Genomic DNA, 13307 nt, shown 5'->3' with positions numbered 1-13307 from the left:
TAACAGATAATCTTATAAAACCTTCAGAAATTTCTAGCATTTGGTTTATTAAAACCATATTCTTCAAAGAAACTTTCTCTATATTCTAGTAAATTATCATCCATGATAGCTTGTCTGACTTCTTTCATTACATTTAATAAGAAATACAGATTATGGTAACTTGTCAGGCGTAAGCCAAAAGTTTCATTAGCTTTGATCAAATGGCGTATATAGGCTCTTGTATAATTGCGGCAAGTATAGCAATCACATTTAGCATCTAATGGTCCAAAGTCTCTTTCATATTGAGCATTTTTAATTACAACACGGCCTTTGCTCGTCATACATGTTCCATTACGAGCAATACGAGTAGGTAGCACACAATCAAACATGTCTACTCCTCGAATAACACCATCGATCAGCGAATCAGCTGTTCCTACACCCATCAAGTAACGTGGTTTGTCTTCTGGTATAAAAGGTGTCGTGTATTCTAATACTCTATTCATGCTTTGTTTGGGCTCTCCTACAGACAATCCTCCAATAGAATAACCTGGGAAATCCATTGATACTAAATCACGTGCGCTTTGTTGACGAAGTTCCTTGAATCCAGCACCTTGAATGATTCCAAATAGCCCTTGACTATTTGGTTTCCCATGAGCTTTTAACCCTCGTTCAGCCCAACGACTCGTTCGTTCAACTGATTTTTTTACATAATCAAAACTCTCGTCAAAAGGTGGGCACTCGTCAAAACTCATCATAATATCTGGACCCAATTTATTTTGGATATTGATCGCTTTTTCTGGTGACAAGAACATTTTAGAACCATTCAAATGATTTCTAAAATGAACACCTTCTTCTTCAATTTTTCGCATATCACTTAATGAAAATACCTGGAATCCGCCTGAATCTGTCAAAATACCTTTATCCCAGTTCATGAACTTATGAAGTCCGCCTGCTTCTTCTACAATATCTTCACCTGGGCGCAGCCATAAGTGATACGTATTGCTTAAAATAATATCTGCTCCCATTGACTCTAACTCTTCTGGTGCAATACTTTTGACCGTTGCCAACGTGCCAACCGGCATGAACATAGGCGTTTGAAAAGTTCCATGTGGAGTAATAATTTCTCCAAGTCTTGCGCCTGTATGTTTCTCTTTTTTTATTAATCGGTATTTAATTGCTGGTTCTGTCATGCTTCCATTCCTACTTTCGTTCAACTGAGGTTACTCATTTATTTGGATCTATAATTTTTAGTGTTGATAGATTTAATCTAATTGCACTACTTACCCAAAATTTCTAGAGGAATAGACTTGCTTGCGGCCATAGATAAGATTCAATGGCTCCACAAGCAAACCCTCCCATTCCAGAAGAAATTTTCATTTTGAAGTGTCTACACCATTTGATGTAGAACCATTTATTTAATTGGTTGTTTAATTACGTTCAATAAAATCAACTCACTGTTTTTAATATCAACTCGATCACATCATCTAAGTGGATCGTCATAGATTGTTCATCATCCGAATATTCTTTTCTGGCTTTATCAACTAGAAGACTCATGATCGCACTATTAAAAATAAAAGCAATCGTTTCATACTGTTGATCCGTTAGTGAATGGTCATTTGAGCATTCTTTTAACTTATTGCACAGTTGTTGTTGGATATACTCTTGTTTATAGGTGAAAATCGTTTTTGTTTGTTCATTTCCTACCTCTTTAATAGTCCCAATAACAATTTGCCGATGTTTATCAAAAATAGTTGCAATAAATCGTCCAGATTGATTCATTAAATCTGTGGTATTTTCAAAACTTTGAGAAAAAAATTCATCTACTTCTTTGGTGATTTGTACAGTATGCTGTTTAAATGCTGTGTCCATCAAAACTTGTTTAGACTGAAAATTTTTAAAAATGGTTGTTTCATTAACTTCGGCTTTCTGTGCAATCATTTTAGTTGTGGTACTTTTATACCCCACATGTGAAACTAAATCTAACGCTGCGTCAATAATTCGTTGTTGCGTATTTGTTACAGCTTCCTCGTTTACGTTTGCCACTTACTTAGACCTCCAAATTCAACATCTCTTAAATCAAGTACGTGCTCACTCAATATAATAGTTTATCACACTATTTTTAGAAAATAAAACTTTTTTTGAATTTCGAGACACATAAATGGTAACCGCTTTCTAAATGTGGTATATTATAGGTGGATAGAGAGATGCTTATAGAAGTGAATTAGTCGAATTTCTTTAGTGTTTAGATTCAGAAAAAACATTTAAAATCAACATTCTGTTTTGAGTTACCAGATTCACTGTCACATTTATTTGAAAAACCAGCTTCAAATTAGTACCGTTAACAAATTTAAAGACAGTTTTAAAAAAGTAGTAAAGAAGCTGTATGTCGTTTTTAGAAGAAGTTCAAGTAAAAAGTTTCGTTTCAACGATTCGCTGATTCGCTTCTATCCTCTCTAAAAACCAATAGAAGTTGGCCTAAAAAGCCAACTTCTATTTTTTATTTTGTTTAAGGGAATAAAGTCATTTATTTGATAAACATGGCATCTCCAAAGCTAAAAAACCGGTATCTTTTATCAATAGCATGCTGGTAAGCTGATAAAACATTTTCTCTTCCTGCAAAAGCACTGATCAACATCACCAATGTTGATTTTGGCAAATGAAAATTAGTTGAAAAAGCATCAACAACTTTAAATGTATACCCCGGTGAAATAAAAATACTTGTCCATCCGCTATCTGCCTTTATCTCGCCATTAAACTTTGTACCAATCGTTTCCAGTGTCCGAATAGAAGTTGTCCCAACTGCAACTATTCTCCCACCATTATTTCGAACAGCTGTTAAAATAGCTGCTGATTCTTCTGTTAAACGATAAAATTCTGAATGCATTTCATGGTCTTCAAGCGAATCAACACTAACTGGTCTAAATGTACCTAATCCCACGTGTAACGTTAAGAAAACCAACTGTACACCTTTTAACTTGATCTGCTCTAATAATTCTTCAGTAAAATGCAACCCTGCTGTCGGTGCAGCTGCCGAACCATTTTCTTTTGCGTAAACCGTTTGGTACCGTTCGCCATCTTCTAATCTTTCTTTGATATAAGGAGGGAGTGGCATTTCACCTAATGACTCTAAAACTTCTAAAAAGATACCTTCATAAGAAAAATCAACGATTCTTCCGCCATGATTTAACTCTTCTGTTACTGTAGCTGTCAGTCTTCCATCTCCAAAAGAAATAACGGTCCCTACAGTTGCTTTCTTAGCTGGTTTAACAAGTGTTTCCCATTGATCATTTTTTGTGTTTTTTAATAATAATAGTTCAATATGTGCACCAGTTTCTGGTTTTATGCCATGCAAACGTGCAGGCAACACGCGTGTATCATTCATGACTAATGCGTCACCTTTGTTCAATTCATCAAGGATGTCCGTAAAGTACTTATCTTCTACTTTACCCATTTCTTTGTCTAAAATTAATAGTTTTGAACTTGATCGATTTGCTAAAGGGGTCTGAGCAATTAATTCTTCTGGTAAATTAAAATCAAAATCTTTTGTCGTTAACATAATCATACTCCTAATCTGTATAAGTAATTGGGTAACCCAAATGAGCATAGCCTAAACGGGTTACGATTCTTCCACGGGGTGTGCGTTGAAGAAAGCCTGCCTGCAGTAAAAAAGGCTCAACCATATCTTCAATCGTTTCAACTTCTTCTCCAATATTAGCTGCAATCGTAGACAGCCCAACCGGTCCGCCATTATAGTTCTCAATCATCGTTTTCAATAGTTTTTGATCAACGAAATCGAGTCCTTCTTGATCGATTCGCAGCATAGCTAATGCCTCATCTGCTATTTCTTTTTTTATCACACCATTAGATCTTACTTGTGCATAATCTCTTACACGTTTTAATAGACGATTTGCTACACGAGGCGTTCCCCTCGAGCGTCTAGCTATTTCGATTGCACCTGATTCGATTATTTCAGTATTAAATATATCAGCTGAACGTAAAACAATATCGCTCAATTCTTCTACCGTGTAATATTCCATATGCGATACGATCCCAAAACGATCTCGCAAAGGTGCTGATAAAAGTCCTGCTCTTGTAGTTGCACCCACTAGAGTAAATGGTGGTAAAGGAAAATGGACAGGATGTGCAGTTGGTCCTTGTCCCACGATGATATCCACAAAATAATCTTCCATAGCAGAGTACAACATCTCTTCAATAAGTCTTGGCATCCGATGGATCTCATCGATAAAAAGGACATCTCCCGCTTCTAGTTCATTCAAAAGAGCAACTAAGTCTCCTGCTTTCTCGATCGCAGGGCCGCTAGTCGTTCGTATAGCTACATCCATTTCATTTGAAATAACCATTGCCATAGTTGTTTTCCCTAATCCAGGAGGGCCGTAAAGCAAAACGTGATCTAAGGCTTCTTCGCGATTATTTGCTGCTTCTATATAAATCGACAATTCTTTTTTCACTTTTTCTTGGCCAATATATTCTTTTAAATAAAGCGGACGCAACGATTTTTCTAATGACATCTCTTCTGTCGTGCTGCTGTCGCCGGAAATGATTCGTTCTTCTGGATTCATTGTTTTCACCACTTTTCTCATTTTACTTATCGGTTATTTCTTCATCAATAGTCTTAATGCTTCTCTTAAATAAGCATCTGTAGATTCTTTATTTAATTTACGGATTTGTGGTTCGATTTTTTTGATTTCTTTTGCACTGTACCCTAGCGCTTCTAAAGCCTCGATTGCTTCAGTAACATGACTATAATTCGTTGGTAAAACCAATTCTTGTTGGTAATCGACCGTATTTTCTGATTGTGTATGGGTTAAATCAGCTAACTTCCCTTTCAAATCTAATACAATTTGTGAAGCAGTCTTTTTACCTACTCCTGGAAATTTAGTTAAGTAAGCTGCATCTTCATTTTCGATTGCTTGTACTAAACCTTGATGATCATCATTTGCCAAAATAGCCAATCCGCTTTTTGGACCTATTCCTGAAACACTAAGCAACTTTAAATACAATTGTTTTTCAGTGTAATCCTTGAAACCATATAACGTAATAGCATCTTCTCGAACAGCTTGATGGATATAAATGGTTACTTCCTCGTTTAATTTACTCGAAAAACGAAATGGATTAGCCATAAACAATTGATACCCTATTCCATTCGTTTCAAGGACGATATACGCAGGACTAACAAATGTTACTATCCCCTTAATGTATTCATACATATTATTTTCTCCATTCATTCACTCATTTTACTAGGCGGAAAAAGGCACACCTGTTCGCTTTTTAGTTTACCACATTTGTATAGAAAAAAGGAGTTGCCGCCAAAAAAAGCCTATGTAAAAAAATCATAAGCACTCTTTAGCTGCTTATGCAGCTAGAGAGTGCTTATAAAACTTCACAAAATAGATCAAACAAATAATTTACGGTAACTGCCATAACCTTCTTCATCTAACTTATCAACAGGTACGAATCTTAACGCTGCCGAATTAACACAGTAACGTAGACCGCCTTTATCTTGAGGGCCATCTGTAAAAATATGTCCTAGATGAGAATTCGATTCTGAGCTTCGCACTTCAGTACGGCGCATACCAAATTTAGTATCCACTTTTTCAATAACTTCTTTTTCTTCTATCGGTTTTGTAAAAGATGGCCAACCGCATCCTGCATCGTATTTATCGTTTGAAGAAAATAGCGGTTTTCCACTTACAACATCTACAAAAATGCCGTCTTCATAAAAATCGTCATACTCTCCTGTAAACGGACGTTCAGTAGCTTCATTTTGAGTCACTTCAAATTGAATATCTGTAAGTTTATCTTTCAATTCGTTTTTATCATAGCTATTCATGAAAATCCTCCTTTTTGTATCTAACTTACATTTTACACTTTTTAAGGAATCGCTACAATTTATTGAATTTGTTTTAGGTAATTCAATGCGGATCTTGTATCCGTTTGAACATTTTCTCCATATCTTTATTGGTGAAATGGATCACCACTGGTCTTCCATGTGGGCAGTTATAAGGATTTTCCATCTTTTTCAGATCCTTTAGCAGTGCTCTAGCTTCCGCATCATTAAGGTAATGGTTTGCTTTGATCGACCCTTTGCAACTCATCATTATTGCCGTTGCTTCTCTAAATTTAGCAACGCTCACACTTCCATGATCCAACAGTAAATCGATCATCTCGCTTACAATCGTTTCTTCTTCACCCTGATTAAACCATACCGGATGACTTCTCAACAAAAAACTATTTTGGCCAAACGGTTCTAAGAAAATACCAACCATTTCTAATGCATCGTTATTTTCTTTGATTTTAATGGCATCACTATTCGGATAATCCAACATAATGGGTACCAATAAATCTTGTAAGTCAGTGCTGACCTCGCCGATTTTTTCCCGGAAATATTCGTATTTTATTCGTTCTTGAGCAGCATGCTGATCCAAAATATACAAGCCTTTTTCATTTTGAGCAAATAAATAAGTGCCGTGCATTTGACCAACGTATTCTAATGTTGGAAATTGATCAATGGATTCTTCAACTGTTGCTTGTTTCTTCATTAGTTTATCCGCTGCCTTTAAAGGGGACTCTTGATGGTAATCGATTAATTCACTAATTGTTTCATCATGAAACTCACTGCTCTTATTTTTCTCCGGCAGCTCTACAAGCGTATCTTCTTGCTCTTCTTGCAATAAAAAGGGTTCTTTTTTAATTTCATGATCCGTTCCACCTTCAAAAGAAAGAGGCTGTTGCTTTGAATAATGGGATTCGGGTAATGGTTGAAAGTTTTCAGATTCTCTTTTTTCTTTTTCAGGAGTTCTTTCTTGCTGGAACCTAAATGTTGTTTGCTCATTCTCTTCCATGGGTAGATCTATTTTCTTTTTAAATGATAAATTTTCTAGCCCATCTGGAATCAATTGTTCCTTACTTAAACAGTCTTGGATTGCTGATTCTATCAGTTGCATCAATTCTTTTTCCTTGCTGATCCGAACTTCTTGCTTTGTCGGATGAACATTTACATCTACTAGTAAAGGATCCATATCGATTTTAATAGCAACGATTGGATAACGTCCAACCATTAATTTAGATCGGTAACCTGAAATAATAGCTTTATTTAATAAATAATTTTTAATATAGCGTCCATTAATAATAATTGAAATATAATTCCGGCTGGCTCTCGTAAGTTCTGGTAATGAAACGAACCCAGATACTCTAAAATCCAAATCTTCTTTTTTTATTTCTCTCATTTTTTTTGCTGTAGCCACTCCATAAATTCCTGCAAGTGTCTGTTTTAAATCACCGTTACCAGCTGTTCTTAAAAGTTGATTGCCATCGCTAATTAAACGAAAAGCAATCTTAGGATGACTGATAGCCAATCGATTTATTATATCTGTTACATTCGATAGTTCTGCTTGTAGACTCTTTACATATTTCAAACGTGCAGGTGTATTAAAAAAAAGATTTTCAATAGTGATCTTGCTGCCTTTTCTTGCTTCATTTGGTCTTTCTTCGATTATTTTTCCGCCTTTTAAAGAAAGATACGTCCCGCGTTCTCCACCAGTTGACGTCTCTAAAACAACTTCTGAAACAGAAGCAATACTTGGTAAAGCTTCACCACGAAAACCTAGCGTACGGATCCGAAAAAGATCGTCTCGTGAATAAATCTTACTGGTTGCATGACGCTTAAACGCATTTTGAACCTCTTCTGGTTCAATACCTACTCCATTATCAATGATCTGTATTTTTTTTAATCCAGCTTCTTCGATAAGAATGTCAATCTGGCTGCTTTCTGCATCAATTGCATTTTCAATCAATTCTTTTACTACAGAAGCCGGGCGCTCAATTACTTCTCCAGCTGCAATTTGATTGGCTAATACATCTGAAAGTTCTTGGATTTTTGCCATCTATTCCATTCCTTTCCACTAACTAAGATCAATTCAATTTTTGTTGCCACTCATTAATGCAATTCATTGCTTCTAAAGGCGTCATCGTTAATAGATTCATTTTCCGAACCGCTTTAACAACTTCGGACTCAGAACCTTCAAGAAGCCCAAATAAGGAAAGTTGACCATCATCCATTGCTTTGTTTTTTTCCTTTTGTGAAATCTTGCTTGGAATTTGAACTTCACTAATCGGATCTATTTGACCTATATGATTTAACACAATTTCTTCTTTTTGTTCTAGTTCTTCTAATATAACAGTTGCGCGTGACAATAATTCGTCTGGAAGGCCAGCCAGTTTAGCTACTTGTATCCCATAACTTTTATCAGCAGGACCAGGAAGCATTTTGTGTAAAAAAACTAACTCTCCCTCTTCTTCTACTGCACCAACATGGACATTTTTCAAACGAGGCAAACGTTCATCCAGAAGCGTTAATTCATGATAATGGGTTGAAAATAACGTTTTCGCATGAACCTTTTCATGAATGTATTCAATGATTGCTTCCGCTAAAGCCATCCCATCATAGGTTGCTGTACCACGGCCTATTTCATCAAATAAAATCAAACTATTTTTAGAAGCGTATCTTAGAGCCTCATTCGCCTCCATCATTTCGACCATAAACGTACTTTGTCCGGCAATCAAATCATCTGCTGCACCAATACGCGTAAATATTTGATCGAATATCGGTATTAATGCTTTATCAGCAGGGACAAAACAACCCATCTGAGCCATGATAACCGTTAAAGCTAGTTGCCTCATATACGTACTTTTACCGGACATATTAGGTCCTGTGATAAGTAAGATCTCATTTTCTCGATTCATTTCAACACTGTTTGGTACATACGTCTGCTGACCTAGTACTTTTTCAACAACTGGATGCCGTCCTTCTATTAAGTCAATTTCTTGACTATTGGCTGCCATAACAGGACGAGTATAGTGGTATTTTTCACTTACTGTTGCAAAACTTTGCAATACATCAATAGCTGCTACTGTTTTTGCTAATTTTTGCAATCGTTCAATATACTGTTTGATTGTTTCTCTAACTTCCGTAAATAAAGTGTACTCTAGAAGCATCGACTTTTCTTCCGCTTCCAGTATTAAAATCTCTTTTTCCTTTAAAGCCGGCGTAATAAATCGTTCGGCATTTGCTAACGTTTGTTTTCGCTCGTAACGCCCTTCCGGCAAATTGACAAGGTTAGCTTTAGTGATTTCGATGTAGTAACCAAAGATACGGTTATATCCAATTTTCAAGTTTTTGATTCCGGTTGCGGCTTTTTCTTCTGCTTCTAACTGAGCGATCCACTTCTTACCGTTGCGCATAGCATCCCGATAAGTATCTAATTTCTCATTGAAACCATCTTTAATGATCCCACCATCTTTTATAGAAAGAGGCGCATCTTCATCTACTGCTAGATCAATTAACTCAACAACTTCAGGAACTTGATCCAATTCGGTGATGAATTGATCCCACTCACCTTTGTTCATCAGCTGTATGACCTCAATCAGCTGAGGGATCTGACGCAGGGAGGCTTGGAGTTGAATTAAATCACGCCCATTAACATTGCCGAACGCTACCCTCCCAGCTAACCGTTCTAAATCATATACTCTTGTCAAAGCTTCATTTAAATCGGTTCTTTCAAAAAAATGATTGATTAAACTTTCAACAATATTTTGTCTCATAGAAATTTGCTTTTCTTGAATGAGAGGACGATCGATCCACTGCTTTAGAAGTCTTCCTCCCATGGCCGTTTTAGTTTCGTCCAGTAACCACAATAGCGTTCCTTTTTTTTGCCCTGTACGAAGCGAAGAAACCAATTCTAAATTACGCTTAGAATAATGATCCATTTTCAAATAATTGGCAGGAGAATAGACTTCCACTTTTTGAAGATGACCTAGGTTCCTTTTTTGAGTAACGTATAAATAGGACAATAGTAATTTTACAACATTGATCGATTCGCTATTTTCTATCTCATCCGTCAAATAAGAAAATTCTGCACTTTCAACCATCTCTTCTTGAGTTGATACCATGATCCCTAATGTTGTTTTTAATTTCGCTTGTAATTCTATTTCCATCGCTTCTTTAAAAACAACTTCTTTCGTTTTCAAGCTCATCAGTTCACTCATCACGGATTCTATTGAATTTAACTTCGTCGTTTTTAATTCCCCAGTACTTAAATCAGCATAGGCTAAATAATAACCGTCTGTTTCGGTACTCATCAAAGCAGCCAAATAATTATTTGTTTTAGCATCCATTGATTTAGTGTCCATAGCTGTCCCCGGTGTGATCAATTGGACGACTTCTCTCTTCACCATACCTTTTGCTGTTTTAGGATCTTCTACTTGCTCACAAATAGCTACTTTGTATCCTTTTTCTATCAAATTATCAATGTATCCTTTAGCAGCATGATAAGGCACACCACACATAGGAATCGGCTCATCTGCATTGCGATTACGGCTTGTTAATGTTACTTCTAACAGTTGTGAGGCTTTGACAGCATCTTCATTGAACAGTTCGTAAAAATCTCCCAAGCGATAAAATAAAAAAGCATCTGGGTAGTTTGCCTTTATCCCTAGGTACTGTTCCATCATAGGCGTTTGTTTTGTTTTTTGCGGCATCTTTTTCGCCCCTTTGTGATTATTTAGTATTCAGCACTCTTTTATTTCGACTAATTTATTCAAATCCGCCATTAAATGGATGATCGTCATTGATAACAATGTTTTCAATTTTTTTAGCTTCGCCAGTAACATCATCAATTTCAATAAAACAACCTGAAAGAATTTTCCGGCCTTCTTTAGGCACTTCAAAACGTGTCGGCATTTGGGTCAAAAACCTTCTTAACACAGCATCGCGGTCCATCCCTAATGCTTCATCATAAGGACCCGTCATTCCAGCATCTGTCAAATAAGCTGTACCATTTGGTAAAATACGTGCATCATTTGTTTGCACATGGGTATGGGTTCCAACTACTGCCGATACTCTTCCATCTAAATACCAACCCATTGATTGTTTTTCACTTGTCGTTTCTGCGTGAAAATCAACAAAAATCAAAGGTGTCCGTTTTAACGCTTCGTCTATTAATTCATCAGCTTTTCTGAAAGGATCATCGACATCCGTCATGAAAACACGCCCATGCAAGTTTATAACGGCCAATTCAAGTTGATTGACTTTTATATAAGAGATTCCTTTACCTGGTGTTCCTTCAGGATAGTTAGCTGGACGAATCATTTTTTTAGCTTCATCAATAAATTCAAAAATATCCCGGTTATCCCATGTATGGTTTCCCATCGTTACGATATCCACACCATCTTGTAAAAAACCTTTATAAATTTTTTCTGTGATCCCACGACCTGCTGCTGCATTTTCGCCATTTAAAATCGTTACTTGTGGTCTATACATTTTTTTCAGTTTAGGTAAATAATCATGAACCATTTCGCGACCCATCGAACCTACAACATCTCCAATAAATAATAATTTCATACAGTTATTCCTCTTCTCTTTTTCATCTTACTTATTTTAACAATAAATGATCTAAAATAAAAGCTGGCCTTTTATTTTAGTTAGAATTGATTTTTAAAGATTGCAATAGAAAAACCGATATGAGCCAGATTTATCATTGGCTCGTATCGGTTAGTTCAACTAATCTTATTTAGCATATTCAATTGTTCTTGTTTCACGAATAACAGTTATCTTAATGTGTCCAGGATAATCTAGCTCACTTTCGATACGTTTTCTAACGTCACGCGCTAACTTACTTGCTGCTAAATCATCTAATTTTTCAGGTTTGACCATGATTCGAATTTCGCGACCTGCTTGGATAGCAAAACTTTGTTCAACCCCTTCAAAATCATTAGAAATACTTTCTAATTTTTCAAGACGATGAATATAGTTTTCAAGTGACTCGCTTCTTGCACCAGGACGTGCTGCAGATATTGCATCAGCTGAAGCTACTAAAACAGAAATGACGGATGTTGCGTCTACGTCACCATGATGTGAAGCAATTGAATTCACAACTGTTTCATTCTCTTTGTACTTCATCGCAATTTCTGCACCAATTTCAACATGGGAACCTTCAACTTCATGATCTAGTGCTTTACCGATATCGTGAAGCAAACCAGCTCGTTTAGCTAATGTAACATCTTCGCCTAATTCAGCAGCCATCACACCTGCTAATTTAGCAACTTCAATAGAATGGCTTAAAACATTTTGACCATAACTTGTTCTGAATTTCAGGCGTCCTAAAATTTTGATCAAGTCTGGATGTAACGAATGGACTCCTACATCAAAAGTAGCTTGTTCTCCAATTTCTCTGATTCTTTCATCCATTTCTTTACGTGATTTTTCCACCATCTCTTCAATTCGAGCTGGATGGATCCGTCCATCTTGGATCAATTTTTCAAGAGTCATTCGAGCGATCTCGCGACGTATTGGATCAAATCCACTAAGCACAACAGCTTCTGGAGTATCGTCTATGATTAGATCCATACCAGTCAGCGTCTCTAGTGCTCTAATATTACGCCCTTCACGACCTATGATACGACCTTTCATTTCATCGTTAGGCAAGGTTACAACGGATACTGTTGTTTCTGAAACTTGATCAGCTGCAGAACGTTGAATGGCTAACGCAATTAAATTCTTAGCTTTACGATCAGCTTCTTCTTTTGCTTTTTGTTCAGAATCTTTTACCATTACGGCTACTTCATGAGAAAGCTCATTTTCTGTTTCTTGTAAAATCAATTGTCTTGCTTCTTCTCGTGACAAAGCAGCTACTCGTTCTAATTCACTTTCTTGTTCTTTCACCAATTCAATGGCTTTCTTCTCTAAATCGTCAACATGTAGTTGTCTAGAACTTAATTTTGCTTCATTAGCTTCAAGTGTTCGTTCACGCTTTTCTAAGCTATCGTTTTTGCGATCAATATTATCCTCGCGTTGCAGCAAACGATTTTCTTGTCTTAGAACTTCATTCCTTCTCTCTTTCAGCTCTGCTTCAATTTCAGTTCGATATTTGTGGCTTTCATCCTTCGCTTCTAACATCGCTTCCTTTTTCATGGTTTCTGCTTCTCTTTTTGCTTCTTCCAATATTCCAGTTGCAGTGTTTCTAGCACCAGCTAACTCTTTTTCGTGGGTTGCTTTGCGGATGAGATATCCAACAATAAGACCGACAACTAAAGTAACGATAGCGAAGGTAACACTTCTAAAATCCATTCTTCCACCTCCGTATCATCTATTTAATTTGTCATTTATCATTTATCCATTATTTGGTAGATTATGCATAGCTTTGTACCAATAAAATCTACCCGATATTTAATTGTAAAGTAATAGATAACTTAATTTTAATTGTAGTGACGAGACATGTCAACTTAAATAATGGTTTTGTAGCCCTTTCATA

Annotated in this window: 10 protein-coding genes; all 10 read right to left on the bottom strand. The window is 36.4% G+C overall.

Features of this window, described 5'->3' with window-relative positions; translation table 11 throughout:
- Window positions 1-23 precede the first annotated feature (23 nt).
- The 10 genes from tgt to rny all read right to left on the bottom strand — a co-directional run bounded on the left by tgt (window position 24) and on the right by rny (window position 13123).
- Window positions 24-1169 (bottom strand): tRNA guanosine(34) transglycosylase Tgt, encoded by a 1146-nt coding sequence (gene tgt / locus BR50_RS08915; RefSeq protein WP_034547960.1) that lies wholly within the window; start codon window positions 1167-1169, stop codon window positions 24-26.
- Window positions 1170-1425: 256 nt separating this feature from the next.
- Window positions 1426-2022, bottom strand: coding sequence for a TetR/AcrR family transcriptional regulator (locus BR50_RS08910; protein WP_034547958.1), 597 nt, complete (start codon window positions 2020-2022; stop codon window positions 1426-1428).
- Between the two features lie 481 nt (window positions 2023-2503).
- A complete protein-coding gene (gene queA, locus BR50_RS08905; protein ID WP_034547955.1) occupies window positions 2504-3535 on the bottom strand; it encodes a tRNA preQ1(34) S-adenosylmethionine ribosyltransferase-isomerase QueA in 1032 nt (343 codons plus the stop codon).
- A gap of 10 nt (window positions 3536-3545) precedes the next feature.
- A complete protein-coding gene (gene ruvB, locus BR50_RS08900) occupies window positions 3546-4559 on the bottom strand; it encodes a Holliday junction branch migration DNA helicase RuvB (RefSeq protein WP_034547952.1) in 1014 nt (337 codons plus the stop codon).
- Window positions 4560-4592: 33 nt separating this feature from the next.
- Window positions 4593-5207 (bottom strand): Holliday junction branch migration protein RuvA, encoded by a 615-nt coding sequence (gene ruvA, locus BR50_RS08895; protein ID WP_034547950.1) that lies wholly within the window; start codon window positions 5205-5207, stop codon window positions 4593-4595.
- Window positions 5208-5392: 185 nt separating this feature from the next.
- Window positions 5393-5830 (bottom strand): peptide-methionine (R)-S-oxide reductase MsrB, encoded by a 438-nt coding sequence (msrB, locus tag BR50_RS08890; protein WP_034547947.1) that lies wholly within the window; start codon window positions 5828-5830, stop codon window positions 5393-5395.
- Between the two features lie 82 nt (window positions 5831-5912).
- A complete protein-coding gene (gene mutL / locus BR50_RS08885; RefSeq protein ID WP_034547945.1) occupies window positions 5913-7883 on the bottom strand; it encodes a DNA mismatch repair endonuclease MutL in 1971 nt (656 codons plus the stop codon).
- A 28-nt stretch (window positions 7884-7911) separates the two neighbouring features.
- Window positions 7912-10536 (bottom strand): DNA mismatch repair protein MutS, encoded by a 2625-nt coding sequence (mutS, locus tag BR50_RS08880; RefSeq protein WP_034547943.1) that lies wholly within the window; start codon window positions 10534-10536, stop codon window positions 7912-7914.
- Between the two features lie 55 nt (window positions 10537-10591).
- Window positions 10592-11398: a TIGR00282 family metallophosphoesterase gene (locus BR50_RS08875; RefSeq protein WP_034547941.1), complete on the bottom strand. Its 807-nt coding sequence runs from the start codon at window positions 11396-11398 to the stop codon at window positions 10592-10594.
- A 165-nt stretch (window positions 11399-11563) separates the two neighbouring features.
- A complete protein-coding gene (gene rny / locus BR50_RS08870) occupies window positions 11564-13123 on the bottom strand; it encodes a ribonuclease Y (RefSeq protein ID WP_034547940.1) in 1560 nt (519 codons plus the stop codon).
- Between the last annotated feature and the right edge of the window lie 184 nt (window positions 13124-13307).

Origin of the sequence: Carnobacterium alterfunditum DSM 5972, assembly GCF_000744115.1 — a bacterium.
Taxonomy (GTDB): domain Bacteria; phylum Bacillota; class Bacilli; order Lactobacillales; family Carnobacteriaceae; genus Carnobacterium_B; species Carnobacterium_B alterfunditum.
This window is presented reverse-complemented; position numbering and strand designations above follow the sequence as displayed.

Bases quoted from the DNA above. Each gene is read 5' to 3' on its own strand.
- tgt (WP_034547960.1), bottom strand. From the start codon at position 1,169: ATGACAGAACCAGCAATTAAATACCGATTAATAAAAAAAGAGAAACAT.
- queA (WP_034547955.1), bottom strand. From the start codon at position 3,535: ATGTTAACGACAAAAGATTTTGATTTTAATTTACCAGAAGAATTAATT.
- ruvB (WP_034547952.1), bottom strand. From the start codon at position 4,559: ATGAATCCAGAAGAACGAATCATTTCCGGCGACAGCAGCACGACAGAA.
- ruvA (WP_034547950.1), bottom strand. From the start codon at position 5,207: ATGTATGAATACATTAAGGGGATAGTAACATTTGTTAGTCCTGCGTAT.
- msrB (WP_034547947.1), bottom strand. From the start codon at position 5,830: ATGAATAGCTATGATAAAAACGAATTGAAAGATAAACTTACAGATATT.
- mutL (WP_034547945.1), bottom strand. From the start codon at position 7,883: ATGGCAAAAATCCAAGAACTTTCAGATGTATTAGCCAATCAAATTGCA.
- mutS (WP_034547943.1), bottom strand. From the start codon at position 10,536: ATGCCGCAAAAAACAAAACAAACGCCTATGATGGAACAGTACCTAGGG.
- BR50_RS08875 (WP_034547941.1), bottom strand. From the start codon at position 11,398: ATGAAATTATTATTTATTGGAGATGTTGTAGGTTCGATGGGTCGCGAA.
- rny (WP_034547940.1), bottom strand. From the start codon at position 13,123: ATGGATTTTAGAAGTGTTACCTTCGCTATCGTTACTTTAGTTGTCGGT.